Origin of the sequence: Mesorhizobium sp. BAC0120 (assembly GCF_033542235.1) — a bacterium.
In the GTDB taxonomy this organism is placed as follows: Bacteria; Pseudomonadota; Alphaproteobacteria; order Rhizobiales; family Rhizobiaceae; genus JAWRCU01.
Window position 1 is genome coordinate 346486 of record NZ_JAWRCU010000006.1, and the last position, 19427, is coordinate 365912.

The window sequence follows — 19427 nt, forward strand, 5'->3', positions numbered from 1 at the left end:
GGCTCTCGCCAGATGGCGGGAGCCGTAGATGAAGAGCCGGGAAATAGCCGCGCCACGACGTCGGTTCAAAACTTCACGTTGAAATTGGAGCGGACGGACTGGTCAGAAAGGCCGGGGCCGAACTGGCCGCCATAAGAGAAGCCGAGGGTTGCGGCCCGGGACAGCGCAATATCCAGACCGGCTTCGGCCACGGCCACGTCCCGCGTAAAAGGCACGCCGCCGACAGTGAAAGCGTCACCGCCGGCAAAATACAATGTGGCGAGCGGGGTGAGATCGCCAAAGGCATGGCGCCAGCCGACCATGCCCCTGGCGGTGACCGCGGCCCCGTTCAGGTCGAAGCTGCTCGAAGCACGCAGGCCGATCGTGGTGAAGGTCGCGTCGGTGTTCGCCGAAGCGCCGCTCAGCGCCGCGGCTCCGCCCTGTTCCGTGAAGCCGTCCGTATGCAGGTTCACATAGGCCAGATTGGCGAAGGGCTCGAACCGGGCCGCGCCAAGCTTGACGCCATATCCCAACTCGCCGAAGGCTTGTGCGGTGCCAGCCCTCTGGTCGCCCTTCAGGCTGTCGCCGAAGCCCGGGAACGCAACGCTGCGGCTCGTCGAAATGTCATGCCAAGTGTAGGCCGCGCCGGTGCGGAAGGCGAGATCGCCCAACTGCGTGCCGCCATAGAAGCCGACATGGTAATTGTCGCTCGAGCCCGAAGAATGGCGCTCCTTCACGTCGAAGCTCGAGCGGCTAAAGCCCGCCACCGCGCCGAAGCGCCAAGTGTCGAAGACCGGCGCATCCGCGCCGACGAAGAAGCCGCTGGTCCAGCGGCTGAGACGCGCGGCATTGCCATCGCCATCCGTGTGGCCCCAGGAGCCGAGCGCCTCACCCCAAACCGCGAAGTCATCAGTATTGGCCGCTGCCAGGCGCGGCTTACCGCGCTCATAGGTCACGACCGTGCCGCCGGCGGAACCCGCCTCGCCGAAAGCGGAACGGATGCGGTCGTCGACGGCGTTGCGGATGAAGCGGCTGTCCTCCATCAGTAACGTGCGCGCCGAAGCGTGGATCTCCCCCGAGAGCTGGTCGAAGGCGTAGCGGGCCTGGCTGGCTGACAGGTTTGCCACTGCATTGTAGAGCGGATTGCCGAAGCCAAGGCTCTCGACCCCGCCGCCGGTAGCGACCTGGTCCGGCGTGATGCCTGCGTCGACAAAGCTGGTGTTGTTGCGCCTCAACGTCAGATAGACGTTGTTGGCGTCATAGTTCAGCGTCGGATCGAGGAAGGCGAGGTTCGAGCTCACACCGTCAAACGTGCCGCTAAGCCCGCCATTGGCGCTCAGGATCGTGTAATGGGTCGAGGCTGCGTAGTTGCCTATGCCGGCCAGCACCTTGACCGAGCCGCCGTCAATTCTGGCCGTCCCGCTCGCATTGATGCGGTCGCCTTGCCCCGCCGCGTTCACCTCCACCTCGTAGATCGAACCCGGAATGAACGCGATGCCGGCGACGTTGAGCGTGCCGATCGAGTTGCCGGGCGCCACCGTACCCAATACAGTGGTGCTGCCGACTGTTCCGGTCCCTTGCAGGCGACCGCCCCGGAGCAGATCGACCGTTCCACCAAGCAATCCATCGACTGCAAGACTGCCTGCGGCGATCGAGGTCGTACCGGTGAATGCAGCTGCATTCCCGCTCAGCCGGAGCAGGCCGGCGCCGGTTTTGAGGAAGCTGCCACTTCCCGACAAGGTACCCCCATAGGCCGCCTCCGTGGCCTGGTCGAAGGTCAGGGACGCGCCAGCTCCGATCGCCGCATTGCCGCCGAACCGCTCGGCCGAGGACATCACCCCGCCGGCTTCGATCGTCCAGTCCAGTGAGGATGTTCCGGCGAGGGTCAGATTGCCCGCGCCGCGTTTGACCATCAGGCCGCGCCCACCATTGAGCGCCGTGATGTCACCGGCGAAGCGAGCGTCGCTCTGTTGATCGATAATGACGGTCCCCGCGTTGCCAATATGGCCCGAGATCGAACCGGCGCTGCCGATCAGCGTGCCGTTCCGGACGATCGTGTCACCATAGGCGTTGGCCGTATTATCGAGCCGCAGCGTACCAGAGCCGCTCTTCACGAAATTGCCGCCGCCGCTGACGGTTCCCGCCAGGCCGAGTTCGGTGTTCGCGGCGACATCGAAGCGTCCATCCTGCATCAATGTGATCGCGCGGCTGGTATCGAACGAGTCGGTGTTTGCGAGCATCCCGCCCTTGAAGGTCAGTCCACCGGTCGCTGCACCCAGGTTGGCGTCGCGTGCAACCTGGAGCGTGCCGGTCCGGATCTCGGCGCCGCCCGTGTAGCTGTTGTCGCCGTCCAGAATCAGCGTGCCGTGATCGGTCTTGACCAGCTTGCTGGTGCCGGTGAGTTCGGAGGCGATTGTTGCCGTCATGCCCGATCCAGCCGCCGAGCCGTCGCCGACGCGAACGATGCTCTCGCCGCCTGCTCCCTGAAGCGTGATGGGATCGCCCGTGATACGGTAGCCGTCGGTGCTGAACTGCAAGCCCGTGACGCCGATCGCGCCGGCAGAATCATCCACGTCCACCGTGCCGGCCGCGCCTTGGAAGACCGCAAAGGTTGGACTGGGCTGGAGCGGGCCGTTCACGGAACCATCGGCGGTCGTCCAGTTGCGACCATCAGCGCGCCAGACGCCGGAGCCCCCGTTGATGACGCCGTTGTCGTACAACGCCGTGTTGCCGCCATCCCAAAAGCCGAGCGTGGCGCCGACGCTCGAAATAAGGTTCACCTGTCCCCTGACCGAAGTCTGGATCTCGAGGTTATCCGCCGTCGCACCGTTGGGCGCCGAGCCGATCGTCAATCCGCCGCCGAGCAGGCTGCCGCCATAGTCGAACAAGCGATAGACGCCGACCCCAAATCCGCCCTGATCGGTGATGTGGAGCGCACCGTTGAGCGTCAGGTTGCTGCCGACGTCGAACAGCGCCCAGCCCGACGCTCCCCCGAGCGCAACATTGACCGTGCTGCCGGGCGCGAGCGTCAGATCGCCGTCGACTGTCAGCGTGCGGCCCTGAGTCCCGGCAAGAACGCCGCCTGCATTGATCCGAGTGGCGCCGACCCTGCCGGCGCCCGTCAGGGTGGCGCCGTTCTGGACGGTGGTGAGGTTCGAGCTTGCGATCGATCCGTCCACCTCGAGCGTGCCCGCTGCAACAGTAGTCGCACCGCTATAGCTGTTCTGCCCGATCAGGATCAAAGTCCCGGTTCCGGCCTTCACCACATCGCCGGGCGAGCCGCCATCGGCGATGACCCCCGAGATCGTGCTGACATTGCCGCCATTGATGGTGAAGGTCGGATCGCCGGAAACGGTAACGGCGTTGGCCAAGGTAAGACCGTTGCCTGTGAAGATCAGCTCGGTGCCGTTGGCCATTGCGAGCGTCCCACTGCCGAGCGCAGCGCTCGCGCCAACCGCAAGCGCGCCGGCCGTGAGTGTGGTACCGCCGGTATAGCCGTTGGTACCGGTCAGCGCCTGAGTCCCGCTGCCGATCTTGGTCAGGCCGCCGCGGCCGGAGAGCGTGCCCGCAAAGCTCGTCGAGGTGCCGTCGGCGCCGGTCGTCAGGATTGCGGAACCGAGCGTGACATTGCCCGCACCGGCGAGCGAGCCTACGGTTTGGTTCAAGCCGTTGAGGTCAAGTATCGCATTCGAGGCCACTGTCACCTTGGTGTTCTGGCCGAAAGCCCCCGTCGCGCCCGCGCGCAAGGTTCCGGAGGCCACCGTGGTCACGCCCGTATACGTATTGGTCCCAGCGAGGATCAACGTACCTTCGCCAAGCTTGGTGAGTGAACCGCTTCCGCCGAGGTCCTGGCTCAACGTGAACGCGTTCAACGAATGGGCAATGTCGAAGCCGCCGCCATGGGCGCCCCAATTGACCGTGCGCGCAGTAGAGGAAAAAGAGGTTCCGGTGACCTGCAACGTGCCGCCGTCGAACGTCAGGGCACTAGAGGCCGCGCCGAGATTGCTGTCCGACGCAACCGACAGCGAGCCCCCCGTGAGCGTCGTACCGCCGGAATAGCTATTGACTGCCGAGAGCGTCATGGCGCCGCTGCCGCTCTTGATGAGCCTGCCGGTGCCTGTGATGGCATTCGCGACCACCGTATCGTTGGACTGATCGAACGTCAGCGAGCCGGTCACGCCGACATCCCCGGTCAATCCCGACACCGGACCGGTCAAGTGCAACGTGTTGAAGCCCCCCGTAAAGGTGATGGCATTCGCGCGCGTCACCCCGTCGGCACCAAGACCTCCAACGATGCTGCCGCTCGAACCGATCGTGACGGTCAGATTTTGACCGACCAGACCGCCACCGCCGCTGCCACGAGTGCCGCGGGGCGCGCCGACGCCCAAGTGCCCGCCGGCACCGCCCTGGACGATGCCGTTGACAGTGATGGTTGCCGCGCTGATGTTTGCAAGCAGAACCCCGATACCGCCGTCGCCTCCGCTGCCTGCCATCATATTGGAGCCGCCGTTACCTCCCGCACCGGCCAGCACCCGGCTGTTGATGGTGACGATCGCCTCGCCGGACGTCGTCAGAACCAGTGCGGCCCCACCATTGCCGCCCTTGCCTCCGTCGACGGCAAAGGTGACCGCATCGCCTCCCCTGCCGCCAGCTCCGCCTTGGACCCGAGCGTCGATCGTGACCGTCGCCGCGCCGGACGCCGTGAGCAACAATCCGATACCGCCGCTGCCACCATTGCCGCCTTGGCCGCTCGCCTCGCCACCGGCGCCGCCGGCGCCACCGCGGACATTGTCGGTGAGCGCACCGAGATCGCCCGAGCCCGTAACGACAGCCCCGTAGCCCCCGGCGCCACCCCCACCGCCATATGGGCTCACCGTGTTGCCAGAACCGCCGGCGCCGCCAGAACCGCCTGTCACCATGGATGTCGGCAGCGTATCGCCCATGAAACCATGGGCGCCACCACCACCGCCGGCGCCGGTGCCGTTCCCCCCGGCAGCGCCCCGCAGGTCAGTGGCGTTGCCGCCTGCTCCTCCCTTCGCGCCGGAATAGCCTGATCCGCCCTGTCCGCCGGTTTGTCCTGCGCCACCACCTCCACCGGTACCAGCGCCACTACTGCCGCTACCGCCCGCGCCGGCAGGGTCGTCAATGCCACCGGTTCCACCACGCCCCCCCGAACCACCATCGGCGAGCGCGGTCGACATCGGCACCGTGCAAAATGTGCAAACAGACAGGGCGATTGTGGCGAGAACGGTTGTCGGGCGAAGAGGCCCGGCATGGCACCATTTGAGCGAACGATGGCGTTGGCCTTTGCTTACGCCGGATGGCAGACTGCAAATCATCATCAGCAAGCCGGAGGTGTCTTGCCCGACGTCGATGTCATGCTGCTCAAAACCACACCCCCGCACGCCGCAGCCGCCACCGCTTCGCCGTCGCGGCCGCGGACCTGACGTTGTCATCGTTGAATATTGATCCGTCGCGATGCCGAAGGCCGCGGTGCCTCCGGGTCGATCGACTTCGGCCCCCATATCAACGCGGTCGCAAATGATCACGCGGTCTCGGCGGGCGACCTTGAAATGTTGCCTGCCGTGCAAGACCGGTAACGTTCCATGCAAGAACAAGGACCCAGCCGCGGTTCCACGGCCGATGGAAACAAGGTCTTCGTTGGGCCGCCTTCGTGCGAGGCTGTTGCTAGAGCGGCGTGAGTTCAAATTGAACCGCCACGCCGCTCTATCTCTTTGTTTCGCATCGGAATTCTTACTTTTCGGTCCGATGCTCTAGCGCAGCCGCTGGATCCAGGACCACCAATCGTCCGCCCGCGCGTGGGGCGCAGGGTGCCCTTCGCCGTGGGCGGCCAGGCTGCGCACCTCGCGTGCGGTCATGCCGATATGCCGCCGGAAGGCGCGGCTGAAGCTCTTGGAGTTGGTGAAGCCGTACGCCTCGGCGATCTGAGCGACGTTGCGGTGGCGCTGCGCCGGGTCAGCGAGCGCGTTGCGGCACGCTTGCAGCCGCTGCTGCAGAACATAGCTGGCGAAGCCGTCGAACGGTTCGAACAGATAATAGAGCTTGCGCCGCGAGATGCCGAACGCCGCCGCAACGCTGTCGGCCGACAGGCCGGGGTCGCCGAGGTGGAGTTCGATGTGGCGCGAAATGGCGCCGAGCAGCGAAGAGACGACGCCCTGCCGGCCCTCCTCGCGCACGCTGCCGTTGATGGCGGTGGCGGCAAGCTGCAGCGTCGGCGCCACCAGCGCCTCGGCATCCTGCGGCTGCAATTGCGGCGCGCTTTGAAACAGCGCCTCGAGGTGGCCGTGCAGCAGCCGCACCAGCGGGTCGCTGCCCGATACCACGCGCATGTTGTGGTTGTCCGCTGTGGCAAGCAGCGGCGTCAGCAGCCGGCGCGGGACCACAAGGTTGAGGTTGCGAAAATCGGTCGCGGCCGCGGCCTGCGGCTGGGCGAGGTCCGATATCCAGAGGTCGCCGGGCCGGGTCCGCTCGCCCGCGCCGCCATCGCGCCGGCCGCAGCTTCCCTCAGTGTAGAATTGCAGCAGCAGGTGGTCGAGGCCGTCGCGGCTGATGCGCCGCGCAGAACGGTCGAAGGTCTGCGCGACCGTGCGGCAGCTTCCCAGCACGAGTTCACCGAGTTGGAAACCTTCGACGGTGGCCCGGAAGCCGTTCTCCGGCGCTTGGTGCAGGCGGATGTCGAACATGACGCCGACCCTGTCCTGCCAGACGGCGGCCGCCTCCCTTGCGCAAAGGCCTGCGGTATCGAGCACGGAGCGGGGCAGCATCAGGATATCGTGGTCGTCAATTACAAGGAGTCTGTAGGAGGAGCTTGGCAGAACGCTGAGGAGCGTTCGCAGCGCGGATCGGCCACTATTTATAGTATGACAGGATCCTGGCAATCCGGGATGAAGGCAATGCGCACGGCCGAGATTCGATCTGCGAGAAGCGGCAATGTGATGTGAGGATAGCCCATCAGGTGGTGGGTCAGGGCTCACTCGACCTCGTATTCGTGCCGAGCTTCCTGTCCAATCTGGACGTCCTGCCGGAGGAGCCGAAATATGGACCGCATTGACCTGCTGGTTGTAGACCTGCATGGCGCGCCTTTCGGCAGGCGGCACTGACGTGAGCCCGCGTCCCGCTCTGTCCTGTTGAACCAGCAACGCCAGCCGGCGCTCCCGCACGCTCAGGTGGATTATTTCACCGTTGCGGACCAGCGCGGACGGCCCGCCAGCGGCGGAATTCCGGCGAGATATGCAGGACGGAGCTTCAGGAAAAGCCGGCTTCGGGATCCGGCGTCATGCCGGGCTTCGCCAGGAAGTCGAGGTCACAGCCCTCATCGGCCTGCAGCACATGCTCGGAGAAGAGCGCGCCGTATCCTCGCTGGTAGTGAGGCGGCGGCGGTGTCCAATCGGCCCGTCTTTGCGCGAACTCCTCCTCGGTGATCAGAAGGTCGAGGCTGCGCGCGTCCGTATCAAGCCGGATAAGATCACCGGTCCGTACCAGCGCCAGCGGCCCGCCGACCCGGCTTTCCGGGCAGACATGCAATATGCAGGTTCCGTAGCTGGTGCCGCTCATGCGCGCGTCCGAAATGCGCACCATGTCGCGCACGCCTTGCGCAAGAAGCTTCTTGGGGATCGGCAGCATGCCCCACTCGGGCATGCCCGGCGCGCCGATCGGGCCGGCATCCTGAAGGACGAGCACGCTGTCCGGCGTCACGTCGAGATCGGGATCGTCGATATGGGCGAGCATCTCCTTGAAGTTCGGAAAGACGATCGCCGGGCCCGTGTGCTTGAGGAGTTGCGGGCTGGCGGCGGCCCGCTTCAGCACCGCGCCGCGCGGCGCGAGATTGCCCTTGAGCACGACCAGTCCGCCGGCAGCATAGACGGGGTTGTCGAGAGGCCGGATGACATCGCTGTCATAGGGTGCCGCGCCCTCGATCTCCTCGCCGAGCGAGCGTCCCGTCACCGTCAGGCAGGAAAGGTCTAGTTGGTCACGGATCACGGAGAGCAGCGCCCTGAGACCGCCAGCGTAATAGAAGTCCTCCATCAGATATTTGCCGGAGGGCTGCAGATTGCAGACCACCGGGACGGCTTCCGCGGCAGTGGAGAAATCGTCCAGAGACAATGCGATCTCGAGCCGCCGCGCCATCGCGATGAGATGGATCAGCGAATTGGTGGAGCCCGAGAGCGCCATGTCGGCGACAACGGCATTGAGGAAGGACGCGCGGCTCACAATGTCGCGCGGACGCAAATCCTCCCAGACCATTTCCACGATGCGCCGCCCGGCGAGGCTCGCCATCTGCGAGTGGGTGGAATCGACCGCCGGGATGGAGCTTGCGCCGGGCAGCGACATGCCGAGCACGTCGACGAGCGAGGTCATGGTCGAAGCCGTGCCCATGGTGTTGCAGGTGCCTGGCGAGCGCGCGGTCCCTTCCCCGAAGGCGCGCCAGGTCTTCTCGTCGATTTTGCCGGCCCGGAAATCGGCAAGCGCTGCCCAGGTGCTGGAGCCGGTACCGAGATTGCGCCGGCCGCGGAAATGGCCGCTCAGCATCGCGCCGGCCGGCACGAAGATCGCAGGAATGTTCATGCTCGCCGTGCCCATCAGCAGCGCCGGCGTGGTCTTGTCGCAACCGCCCATCAGGACCGCCCCATCGACGGGATGCGAGCGCAGGATCTCCTCCGTGTCCATGGCAAGCAGGTTGCGATAGATCAGCGTGCTCGGCCGCACATAGGACTCGCTGACGCTGAGCGCGGGCAGTTCCACCGGAAAGCCGCCTGCCTGCCAGACGCCGCGCTTCACATCTTCGACGCGCTGCGGGAAATGGGTGTGACAGGAGGCAAGCTCCGACCAGGTATTGATGATGCCGATGACCGGCTTGTCCCGGAAATCCTCGCCGGCATAGCCCATCTGCTTGGTGCGGTAGGACTTGTGATTGCCCGGCTGGCCAGGCGCCGCGAACCAGCGCTGGCTGCGCAAATCGGAAACGGAGATTCTCTTCTTCTCGGTCATCGGCTTGCTTTCAAAGTGGACGCGCTTATCGCTTCTTCCGCTGGAGCGCCCGCCTACTAAGATCGTCCACTTTGCCCATAATGCCCCCCTCTGCCCAGGCCACCTTCTGACCGCCGACGGCTATCGAGGCAGGTCAACTTGGAGCGCCTCGGCGCATCGAAGCCTGCGGCAGCCACCAATTCAATGAATACATGGAAACGCAGGTCGTCTATATCGAAAGCGGTTGAATCGCTCGCCGGCGCGGGAGCCTGCGAGCACGAAACGACGAGTGAGGAATAATGTATCTCCAGAAGTTCGATCTGACCGGCCGCGTGGCCGTAGTCACCGGCGCGGGTCAAGGTATCGGCCTGGCCTGCGCCGAGGCGCTCTGCGAGGCGGGCGCCGATGTGGTGCTGACGGATGTCAGCGCCGAGCGATGCGAAAGTGGTCGCGCAGCGCTCGCATCGAGCGGCTACAAGGTGAGAACCGAGATGCTGGACGTGACGGACAAAGCCTCCATTGACCGCGTCGCCAACGAGATGGCCCGCGAAGGCCGTCCAGCCGACATTCTCGTCTGCAACGCGGGCATCGCCCAGGCCGGAATTCCCTCGGAAGAGATGGACGACGCCGACTGGAACAGGATGATCGACATCAATCTCAGCGGCGTGTTCCGCTCTTGCCGCTCATTCGGCCGACATATGCTGGCGAAGGGCGCTGGCTCGATCGTCAACATCGGCTCGATGTCCGGAATAATAGTCAACCGCCCGCAGACACAGTGCCACTACAACGCGGCCAAGGCCGGGGTTCATCACCTCACGAAATCGATGGCCGCCGAGTGGGCGACGCGCGGCGTTCGCGTCAACGCGGTCGCCCCGACCTACATCGATACGCCTCTGCTGAGCTTCGCCAAGGAGGACAAGCCGATGTTCCAGCAATGGCTGGACGATACGCCGATGCATCGGGTCGGAAAGCCGGATGAGATTGCCTCGGTGGTGCTGTTCCTGGCGTCCGATGCCAGCAGCCTGCTAACCGGCTCGATCGTTTCGGCCGACGCTGGTTACACCTGCTGGTAGGCTCCGAACTGGGGCGCAGCTGATACTGCTGCGTCCCGGAGCTAATATCGCTAAAGTCTTCTCCGCCGGAACCGGATCAGTATTTGACGCATCGGACCGAAATAGTGCGTACCGTTATTCGAACAAATCTGGAAACAAAGAGCTAAAGCGGGATCAGGCTGCCCGGATTCATGATGCCGAGCGGGTCGAAGGCGGCCTTTATGGCTTTCACGGCCGCGCGCTGCTCCGGCGGCAGCCAGTCCCAGTAAGTATCCCGGCGACTGCGGCCGACGCCGTGCTCGGCGCTGAAGGAGCCGCCGAGCTTGCGCACGACCGCATAAAGTCCGTCGAGAATTTCCTTCCCGCTATCGTGTATGGCCTCGTTCGAGAGATCGGGCGGCGGCATGACGTTGAAATGGATGTTGCCATCGCCGGCATGCCCATAGGCCAGCGGCTCCCATGATGGCCATGCCGAAAGAATATGGCGGCGCGAATCCTCGATCATCCGGGCCACATCGCTCAGGCGGACCGAAAGGTCGGTGCGGATGTGCCTGCCGCGTCTGGCCTGCCCTTCGACAAGATCCTCGCGGATCGCCCAGAAGGCGCGCGCATGCGCCCTGGTCTGTGCGATCGCACCGTCACCAAGCAAATCCGCCTCGAAGGCTTCCCCGAGCAGGTTCTCGATCAGCGCTCGGCCATCGATCGCGGAACTGCAGCCCAGCTCCATGATGACATGGACCTGCCAGTCCCCCTCCAGCGGCACGCGGGTATCAGGATTTGCCAGCTGCGCAAGCGCGATGCACTCCGAACCAATGACCTCGAAAGCGGTCAGGAGATCCGAGCAAACGCGGCGAGCCATGCCGAACAGGGCCATGGCATCTTCGAAGCTGCGAACCCCGAGATAGGCGGTCTCGACATTTGCCGGCCGCGGGAAGAGCTTCACCTCCACGCCCGTGACGATGCCGAGCGATCCCTCCGAGCCGATCAGAAGCTGCTTCAGGTCGTAACCGCGATTGTCCTTGCGCAGTCCGGTCATGCCCTGCCAAAGGCTGCCATCGGGCAGGACTGCCTCCAGCCCGAGCACCAGGTCGCGGGCCATCCCGTAGCGCAGCACATTGATGCCGCCCGCATTCGTGGCGACATTGCCGCCGATCTGGCAGGAACCCTGCGCGCCGAGCGCGAGGGGAAACAGCAGATCTTCAGCTTCCGCCGCATCCTTCAGCGTCTGAAGCACGGCGCCGGCATCGGCGCGCAGCGTAAAATTGGTCGGATCGAGGCCGCGAATGCGATTGAGTCGCTCCAGCGAAACGACAACAGCTTGAGCTAATCCATCCGCAATGCTTCCCGAGACCAGGCCTGTGTTGCCGCCTTGCGGGATGATTGGAATGCGCCGATCGGCGCAGATGCGCACGATTGCCTGGACCTGCTCGACCGAGTGTGGACGCAGTATCGCCAGCGCGGAGCCCTGATAGTCGCCCGTCCAGTCATGAAGGTAGCGTGCTGCTTCAGGCGCCTCGCCTTCGATTACACCCGCGCTGTCGAGGACCGCACGAAAGCTCTGAAGGTCAGCGGTGGCCATGCCGTTGAATTCCGTGGCTCGTATCAGCCGAAGTAGCGGACGCGGATCGCGTCTATGGCCACGGCGATGAAGATCATCAGGCCGCCGATCATGCCCACATAGAAAGAAGGCACGGCGATGATCGCCAGGCCGACCTGTATGATGGTGAGCAGAAGCACACCGCCCAGCACGCCGACCACGTTGCCACGGCCGCCAAAGACGCTGACGCCGCCGATGATGGGAGCGGCAATCGCATAGAGCAGATAGCTCGATCCCTGGTTCGAAGTGATCGCCATCTGCCAGGATGCCAGAAGGTAGCCTGCCACGCCCGACAGGAAGCCGGCGATGGTGAAGGCGATGATCTTGATGCGATCGACACGAATGCCGGCCGAATTGGATGCAACCGCGTTGCCGCCCACCGCATAGATGCTGCGGCCCAGCACGGTGTTGCGCAGCAGCACCGCCATCGCGACAAGCGTCACGACAAACACCACCGGCATCACCGGCCAGCCACCACCAAATGCGGCCTGGCCGATCCAGACATAGCCGTCGGGAAGATTGGTGATGGTGCGGCCCTGCGTCAGCGCCAGAAGGGCGCCCTGGAGGATGATCATCATCGACAAGGTCTGGATGAGGGAAACCATCTTCAGCTTGGTGATGCAAAGCCCGTTGAAGAAGCCGATCAGGGTCGCCACTGCGATGCCGACAATCATCGCCAGCACCCAGGGCAGCCCCAGATCTGAGTAAGCCATTGCGCCGATGGCCGAGGAAAAGCCGAGATTGGCGGGCAACGACAGATCGATCTCGGCCACCAGAAGCGGCAAGGCGACGGCCAGCCCTATCATGCCAAGCACTGTGGCCTGCACCATGATGTTCTGCAGGTTGAAGGTGGTGAAGAAATACTCGTTGAAGAGGCCAAAGATCACCACCAATGCGATAAGCCAGATCCAGACGACATTGTGCAGAATCCAGCCAAGCGCAGATTTCCCGCCTTGCTTTGGCACAGGTGCTGCGGCCGGCTTCACACCGGCTGTTGTGGCTTGGCTCATGGCGTCCTTCCCTGTCCGGCTATCATACATCCGCCTTCTCAATGCTCTCCTGGCGGAGGCGCTCGCTGGAGATCGCCTCGCCTGCGAGCTCTTCTCGAATTTCGCCGTTCTCGAACACGCAAACCCGGTCGACGGCACGTACGATCTCGTCGATGTCGGTCGACACGATGATGACGGTGACGCCGGAACGGCTCAGCTCGTCGATGATGCGCAATACATCCTGCTTCACGCCGATATCGATGCCGCGCGTCGGCTCGTCGAGGATGAGCAGCCGCGGTTCCGTCGCAAGCACGCGGCCAAGGCACACCTTCTGCTGGTTGCCCCCGCTCAGCGTGTCGACGACGGTGGACGGGCCAGCGGCCTTGATGCCCATCGCGCGGAAATAGCGCTCCGAGAGCACCCGTTCCGCTTCCGGCCGCAGAAAACCGGCGCGTGCGACGGCGGAGAGGGATGACAGCGATATGTTGGCGCCGATGGTCATCTGCGCCACGAGGCCGTCCCGCCTGCGATCATCCGACAAGAAGGCCACTCCCAGGTCGAAAGCGTCGCGCGGTGTCGCCGGCAAAGGGCGAGGACTGTCCTTGCCGAAGGCAATCGTTCCGGACCGGACGGAAGCCAGCCCGAAGATGGTCCGCGCCAGCTCCTTGGCCCCTGCTCCAGGCAAGCCGGTGAAGCCGACGATCTCCCCCGGCCGGAGATCGAGTTCCCTGACGTTCAGCCGATCGCTGACGACGTCCCGCAGTCGAACGGCCGGTTCTTCACCGTCAAATGTTCGACGCGCGTGCTGGAACAGCACCAAGCCGCGGCCCAGCACCAGTTCGGAGAGCTGTTCGGAGGTCAGGCTCGCGACATCCTCTGTGCCTCCGGCGAGAGCGCCGTCGCGCAGAACGGAGCAGGCGTCGCAGATGTGCAATATCTCGTCATTGTAATGGGAAATGAAGATGAAGGTGACGCCCTGCGCCTTCAGTTCGCGCATGAAAGCGAAAAGCTGGACGCGATCCTCGACGGTCAGTGCCGCCGTCGGCTCATCGAGGATGATCACCTTGCCGCCGCTGAACATGGCCCGCAGGATGTTGAGCTTGCGGCGGGCGACGGCGTCGAGCTTGCCGGCCATCGCCTGCGGGTCGATGCCGGAGCCATCCAGCATTCGGGCGGCCTCGGCCTTCAACCTGCGCCAGCTCACGAAACCACCCTTGCTCGGCCAGATGCCCAGCATCAGATTTTCAGCCGCCGTGATGTGGTCGACTATCATCGGCTCCTGGGTGACCAGGAAGACGCCAGCCTTCTCCATTGCCTTGACGTCGAACTTCTCGATTGGTCGGCCGTCCAGATAGATCGTTCCGGTCGATGGTTCGCGCTGGCCGGAGATCAGGCCGACCAGTGTCGATTTGCCCGCGCCGTTTTCGCCCAGCAAGCCGTGGATGGTTCCTCGACGGATGCCCAGTGACACGTTGCGCAGCGCGGTGGTGGGCCCATAACGCTTGCCGAGATTCTCGACCTTGAGGATGAAGGGATCCTCGCCTGATTGCCTGGCGGAAACGGCTGTCAATTCGGGTTCCAACTCAGATGAAGCATGCTTGCGCGGCTCTCGACCACGCGGCAATGCCACGCCGGCGAAGCCGGCGTGGCACGGGAGGATGATGCGTCGCTATGCATCAAGTATATGGAATGCCCCATTCTTTCTCCGAGATCGCGCCCCAGTGGCGCTTGTCGCCCGAGTTGGCGCCATCGATGACGAATGGGGGGATGATGAGGGTCGGGCCGGTCGAGCCGGCGACGATCTCGCCCTTCTCCCAGAAGTACTTCTTGTTCTCGTAGGTGCCGGTCGGCACCGCCTCGCCCTTGATCGAATGCTTGACGAGCATCTCGACGGCGATCTCGCCATAGGCGATCGGATCTTGCGAGACGCAAGCGTCCATATAGCCGTCCTGGATCCATTTCAGCGCAACCGGCTCGCCATCGATGTTGACGAAGATCACATGCCCGTCTTCGCCGACCTTCTTCCACCGACCCTTCTGCTGGAGCGCCGTGACGATACCGCGCGACGGTGAATCGGACGGCGCATGGACCGCATCAAGATCCGGGAATTCCGACAGCGTCGAGAGGGTAACGGCCAGCATCTGATCGAGCTGCCCTTCGGTCGGGCGCGTCAGATACTTGATGTCCGGATATTTTGCGAACTCCTCGTCCATGCCTTCCTTGCGCAGCCGCCAGGCGACGCTCTGCAGCGCGCCGAAGCAGTTGAGCACGGTACCCTTCGGGCTACCGTACTTCTTGGTCAGCTGCTTCACGATCTCCTGCGCGGCCATGACGCCGCCCTGCTTGTTGTCGAAGCTCACCGTGATGGCTACGTCACCGCCGTCCGACGGGGTGTCGATGATCGCGACGGGAATCTGCTTCTGATTATAGCGACGGATGGCCGAGACGATGGCCTGACTGTCGATCGGGTCGGAAACGATCGCGGAGGGCTGGCTCAGCATCAGGCTCTGCCATTGCTCGAGCTGACGCGTGTTGTCGAAGCTCGCATTGGTCGCCTGAAACTTCATCTTGTTGGCCTCGACGGCGCGCTTCACCGCCTCCTCCTGGATAACGAAGAAATAGTAATCGAGGCTCTTGTTGCTGAACGGGATGAAGCCCGCATCCTGCGCCCAGGCGGATTTGCCAAGGAGCGCGCCCGCACCCATGGCCATACCCAGTGCGCCACCGGCCTTCAGCACTCCGCGACGCGTCAGTCCATTCGTTCGATTCATCTGCCTCTTCCCAATGTGTCCATCTAGCAATACTAGTTACCTCGATAACGCGCAAGGCTCGGCTTACCTGAGAAACCAATTTTTCGCTGTTTGTGGGGCCAGAGCAGTGAACGCTACCAGGCCACAAAGCGTATTTTTTTCTGCTGTTTAGCTCGATAGTACGCCGCAGCGCCAGGAACGGGGAAAAGTCCGGCACCGACGCCGCTCTTTCAGCGGCAAAATGTTCAATTCACTAGATCACCGCATCGAGACGTAGCTTGTGCCGTCGAAGCGGCCAACCACCATGCCCTGCGATTCGCGGGTGAAGAGCCCGTTCTCGACCACGCCGGGGATACGATTAAGTTCGATCTCGAGTTTGGCGGGCGAAGGAATGACGCCACAGCGGCAGTCCAGAATGAAATTGCCGCTGTCGGTCACGACGGGCTGGCCACCGCGCATGCGGCGCTCGATAACGGCCCCCTTTATGCGGTGATCGGCGAGCACGTTCGCGACCATGCGCTCGGTCTGCTTCCAGGCGAACTGGACGACCTCGACCGGAAGCGGAAAAGCGCCGAGCCGTTCAACGATTTTGCTCTCGTCGCAGATGGTGATCATGCGTTTCGAGGCATGGGCGATGATCTTTTCCCACAACAGGCAGGCGCCACCGCCCTTGATCATGTTGAAGTCGCGATCGATCTCGTCCGGCCCGTCTACGGTCAGGTCAATTTCACCGATGTCGTTAGGGTCGGTAAGCGCGATGCCCGACTCGCGGGCCACGTCGTTAGTCGAGCGCGACGTGGTGGTGCAGGTGACCTTCAGACCGTTGGCAACATGCTTGCCGAGCTCACGCACGAAGAAGTGGGAGGTCGTACCCGATCCCAGACCGAGCTTCATACCATCCTTCACGAACTCCTCGATCACCCGCCGTCCGGCCGCTTTCTTCGCTTCGTCCTGCCCGCTCATTTCATATCCTTTTCCTTAGGCCCCGAAGGGCAAGTTCAGATTTTATCGGTCTGCCAGGAGTCGAGGGCCGGCAGTTGGTCCGGGAATTCGCTGCCGCTCCTCATCGCGATCGCCGTCACCAGCATGTTGACGACGAGGTGGTGGTTCAGGCGGGACGCAAGCGGCGTCATGATCTCGGTCCGGTCGTACGGCAGCACGGCAATCAGCACGTCCGACACGTGAGCGAGCGGACTGTCGGCTGCGGTGATCGACAAGATGCGCGCTCCCCTGGCGCGGGAGGCGATGGCGACATCGACCATCTGCTTGGTGTGGCCCGACTGGGAGAAGATCAGCGCGACCTCGTTGGGCCGCGATGTCTCGGCGTGGAGCCACTGTTTCTTGCGCCCGATGAGGGCTGCGCATCGCATGCCCAGGCGCTGGAACTTGTGCTCGGCGTCGAGCGCCGTGATCTCGGAAATGCCGCTGGCATAAATGCCGATCCACGCTGCTGCGTGCAGCAATTTCGCCCCGGCATCGACCTCACCTGGATCGAGGTCCTCCAACAGGCGTTGAACGGCGTTCAGCGAGTTGCGCGCCGTCTTGCGCACGACGTTCTGAATCGAATCGCCCGGAACGATCTGCTCATAGGCAAACGGCGCGGACGGCACGAGGCTCTGGGCAAGGCTCAGCTTGAAATCCTGATAGCCCTGGAAGCCGAAACGCCTGCAGAAGCGCATGATCGTCGGGTCGCTGACGTCGCACTGCTCCGACAGGCGGGCCATGCTCATGTGGATCACTTCGCCCGGATTGGCGCTTACGAAGCGCGCCACTCGAAGCTCCGCCGCGCCCATCTCCTCGCTTTCCTGCAACACACGCTGCAACAAGCTCGTCGCCATCTGTTCCCTCTACCTTGTTGGCACAGGTCCAGGATTGGCCGCGAGATCGATCAGGCGGTCAAGGCGCCACTCCGGTTCGACCACAACCTGACTGCCCGATCCCCAGGAAACCGCATAGAAGGGAACCCCCGCCGCGCGGGCGGTCGCCTGATCGACCTTGGTGTCGCCGACATAGGCCCAGGCGTTTCCATTGAGGTCCATGCGCTCGGCCACAGCCAGCAGATGACTTGGATGCGGTTTGCACGCCGGAGCGGCGTCGGCGCCCACCACCGTCTCGAACAACGAGGCGATACCCAGGATTTCCAGGACCCTGAGAGACAGTCCTTGCGGCTTGTTGGTGCAGATGCCGAGGCGCACACCGGCGCCGCGAAGCGCTTCGAGATCCTCGCGGACATGGGGATAGAACAAGGTGCGCTCGGCCGGTTCGCGGCTGTAATTGTCGAGATATTCCTCGACCGCCTCATCAACGGTCTTGTCGTCGACAGGCAGGCCTAGCGCCTCAAACATGTCCAGCAGCAGGCGACGCGCCCCGAAGCCGATGAACTTCTCGACGAAGTCAACGGTTTGCGTCGGCCAGCCACGTCGATCCAGCACCTTGTTCATGGCAGCCGCTATGTCCGGTGCGCTGTCGATCAACGTGCCGTCGAGATCGAAGACAAGCGCTTTGTAGCTGGCATGACGATGGCTCATGACGCCTCTTTCTCTGTTATCAGGGGTCAAGTCGGGCTCTGTCGATCTCGTCGAAGCTCGGGGCAAGCGCATGGTAGAGGCCGGCATAGACGTCGAAGGCCTTGCGGAGAACTTTGGCTCCGGCGCTGTCGGGCGTCTCACGCGTCACGGGCCGGCAGACCTTGGCCGCCTCGACGGCATTCGGCCACATATCGATCCCGACACCGGCCACGAGCGCCGCGCCGAACGCACCGCCCTCGGCGGCCCCCTCGGTTGTCACGACATCGCAGTCGAACAGGTCGGCCTGCATCTGACGCCACAGTGCCGAACGCGCGCCACCGCCTGAAGCCTTGATGACTTTGCGGCCGATATCGACCTTTTCCATGAGGGCGTAGATGTCGAACAGCGAATGGGTCACGCCTTCCATGACGCTCCTCGCCATGTCGGCAGCGCCGTGGCGGGCCGTCAGCCCCACAAACCCGCCGCGAGCGGCAGGGTCGGGATGCGGACAGCGCTCGCCGTTGAGGTAGGGCAAGAAAAAGAGCCCACGTGACCCGGCCGGCGCACCGGCGGCAATCTCACAGACCTGCTCCGCCGAGAGCGCGTTGCCTTCGGAAAAGCCGGCAAGCAGCGTGCGGAACCATTCCATCGCGCCGCCGGCGTTGAGGGACACTCCCATGCAGTGCCATTTCTCCGGCGCTACATTGCAGAAGACCTGCAGCCGCCCGTCAGGATTGGCTACCGGCTCGTCGAGGGCTGCCGCCACGATGCCTGCGGTCCCTATCGTGGTTTGAAGCTCGCCCGGCCCGATCACGCCCGAACCAATCGTCTGAATGACGCTGTCGCCACCGCCGCCGACCACGGGCGTGCCGGCCGGCAGACCGAAGAGTTCCGCACCGGACCTGCTGACGCGGCCGCTGACGATGTGGGATTCGTGGCATGGGGGCATCAGCGCAGGATCGATGCCGATCACCTCCAGAAGGCCGGTCGCCCAGCTTCGATTGCGGGTGTCGAAAAGCCCGGTGCCGGACGCGTCGGACACCTCGGTCGCGAGCTCGCCCGTCAACAGCAGCCGGAGGTAGTCCTTCGGGTTGAGCACATGCCTGAGGCGGCCGAACAGCTCCGGCTCGTGGTTTCGCATCCAGACGATCTTGCCACCGGTGTAGCCCACCAGCATGCGATTGTTCGTCTGGCGGAGCAGGCCATCAAGGCCGCCCGCGCGCTCGGTGATATCGATGCATTCCTGACCATTCCTCTGATCGTTCCACAAGATCGCCGGGCGCAGTACCTGGTGCGCCGCGTCCAGCGGCGTGAGCCCGTGCATCTGGCCGGAAAGGCCGATGGCCGCGATCTCGACGCCCGGGCTTCGCGCGAGCACGCCGGCAACCGCGGCTCGCGCCCCATTTACCCAGAGTTGAGGATCTTGCTCAGTCCATCCGGGGTGCGGCTGCGACAATCCGTAGGTTTGCGTGCAGCTGGCGAGCGGCGCACCGTCAACGTCGATAAGCAACGCCTTGCAGCCGGAAGTGCCGATATCGATACCGAGGAGAGCCTGGGTCATGGCG

Annotated in this window: 12 protein-coding genes; 1 reads left to right on the forward strand and 11 read right to left on the reverse strand. The window is 64.0% G+C overall.

Annotated features, from left to right (window positions below; translation table 11 throughout):
* Positions 1–65: 65 nt before the first annotated feature.
* The 3 genes from SAZ10_RS16900 to araD form a co-directional block, all read right to left on the reverse strand.
* A complete protein-coding gene (locus SAZ10_RS16900) occupies positions 66–5180 on the reverse strand; it encodes an autotransporter domain-containing protein (RefSeq protein ID WP_318610478.1) in 5115 nt (1704 codons plus the stop codon).
* A 573-nt stretch (positions 5181–5753) separates the two neighbouring features.
* The gene (locus tag SAZ10_RS16905; RefSeq protein ID WP_318610479.1) at positions 5754–6683 is read right to left on the reverse strand and encodes a helix-turn-helix domain-containing protein; all 930 of its coding nucleotides are present in this window, start codon (positions 6681–6683) and stop codon (positions 5754–5756) included.
* 562 nt (positions 6684–7245) lie between these two features.
* The gene (gene araD, locus SAZ10_RS16910; RefSeq protein WP_318610480.1) at positions 7246–8988 is read right to left on the reverse strand and encodes an L-arabinonate dehydratase; all 1743 of its coding nucleotides are present in this window, start codon (positions 8986–8988) and stop codon (positions 7246–7248) included.
* 278 nt (positions 8989–9266) lie between these two features.
* Here araD and SAZ10_RS16915 point away from each other — a divergent pair, with 278 nt between their 5' ends.
* Positions 9267–10040, forward strand: a complete 774-nt coding sequence (locus SAZ10_RS16915) for an SDR family NAD(P)-dependent oxidoreductase (protein ID WP_318610481.1) — start codon at positions 9267–9269, stop codon at positions 10038–10040.
* A gap of 142 nt (positions 10041–10182) precedes the next feature.
* Here SAZ10_RS16915 and SAZ10_RS16920 read toward each other — a convergent pair whose 3' ends face one another.
* From SAZ10_RS16920 to xylB, 8 genes are all read right to left on the reverse strand, one after another.
* Positions 10183–11598: an FAD-binding oxidoreductase gene (locus tag SAZ10_RS16920; RefSeq protein WP_318610482.1), complete on the reverse strand. Its 1416-nt coding sequence runs from the start codon at positions 11596–11598 to the stop codon at positions 10183–10185.
* A gap of 23 nt (positions 11599–11621) precedes the next feature.
* Complete coding sequence (locus tag SAZ10_RS16925; RefSeq protein WP_318610483.1) at positions 11622–12626, reverse strand: ABC transporter permease; 1005 nt, start codon at positions 12624–12626, stop codon at positions 11622–11624.
* A gap of 22 nt (positions 12627–12648) precedes the next feature.
* Positions 12649–14175 (reverse strand): sugar ABC transporter ATP-binding protein, encoded by a 1527-nt coding sequence (locus SAZ10_RS16930; protein WP_318610484.1) that lies wholly within the window; start codon positions 14173–14175, stop codon positions 12649–12651.
* A gap of 106 nt (positions 14176–14281) precedes the next feature.
* Positions 14282–15376, reverse strand: a complete 1095-nt coding sequence (locus tag SAZ10_RS16935) for a substrate-binding domain-containing protein (protein WP_318610485.1) — start codon at positions 15374–15376, stop codon at positions 14282–14284.
* A 237-nt stretch (positions 15377–15613) separates the two neighbouring features.
* A complete protein-coding gene (gene rpiA, locus SAZ10_RS16940; RefSeq protein WP_318610486.1) occupies positions 15614–16318 on the reverse strand; it encodes a ribose 5-phosphate isomerase A in 705 nt (234 codons plus the stop codon).
* Positions 16319–16353: 35 nt separating this feature from the next.
* Entirely contained in the window at positions 16354–17193 is an 840-nt protein-coding gene (locus SAZ10_RS16945; protein ID WP_318610487.1) for a MurR/RpiR family transcriptional regulator, read from the reverse strand.
* Positions 17194–17202: 9 nt separating this feature from the next.
* Entirely contained in the window at positions 17203–17883 is a 681-nt protein-coding gene (gene gph, locus SAZ10_RS16950; protein ID WP_318610488.1) for a phosphoglycolate phosphatase, read from the reverse strand.
* A gap of 19 nt (positions 17884–17902) precedes the next feature.
* Positions 17903–19423, reverse strand: coding sequence for a xylulokinase (xylB, locus tag SAZ10_RS16955; RefSeq protein WP_318610489.1), 1521 nt, complete (start codon positions 19421–19423; stop codon positions 17903–17905).
* Between the last annotated feature and the right edge of the window lie 4 nt (positions 19424–19427).

Bases quoted from the DNA above. Each gene is read 5' to 3' on its own strand.
- SAZ10_RS16900 (WP_318610478.1), bottom strand. From the start codon at position 5,180: ATGTCGACCGCGCTCGCCGATGGTGGTTCGGGGGGGCGTGGTGGAACC.
- SAZ10_RS16905 (WP_318610479.1), bottom strand. From the start codon at position 6,683: ATGTTCGACATCCGCCTGCACCAAGCGCCGGAGAACGGCTTCCGGGCC.
- araD (WP_318610480.1), bottom strand. From the start codon at position 8,988: ATGACCGAGAAGAAGAGAATCTCCGTTTCCGATTTGCGCAGCCAGCGC.
- SAZ10_RS16915 (WP_318610481.1), top strand. From the start codon at position 9,267: ATGTATCTCCAGAAGTTCGATCTGACCGGCCGCGTGGCCGTAGTCACC.
- SAZ10_RS16920 (WP_318610482.1), bottom strand. From the start codon at position 11,598: ATGGCCACCGCTGACCTTCAGAGCTTTCGTGCGGTCCTCGACAGCGCG.
- SAZ10_RS16925 (WP_318610483.1), bottom strand. From the start codon at position 12,626: ATGAGCCAAGCCACAACAGCCGGTGTGAAGCCGGCCGCAGCACCTGTG.
- SAZ10_RS16935 (WP_318610485.1), bottom strand. From the start codon at position 15,376: ATGAATCGAACGAATGGACTGACGCGTCGCGGAGTGCTGAAGGCCGGT.
- rpiA (WP_318610486.1), bottom strand. From the start codon at position 16,318: ATGAGCGGGCAGGACGAAGCGAAGAAAGCGGCCGGACGGCGGGTGATC.
- SAZ10_RS16945 (WP_318610487.1), bottom strand. From the start codon at position 17,193: ATGGCGACGAGCTTGTTGCAGCGTGTGTTGCAGGAAAGCGAGGAGATG.
- gph (WP_318610488.1), bottom strand. From the start codon at position 17,883: ATGAGCCATCGTCATGCCAGCTACAAAGCGCTTGTCTTCGATCTCGAC.
- xylB (WP_318610489.1), bottom strand. From the start codon at position 19,423: ATGACCCAGGCTCTCCTCGGTATCGATATCGGCACTTCCGGCTGCAAG.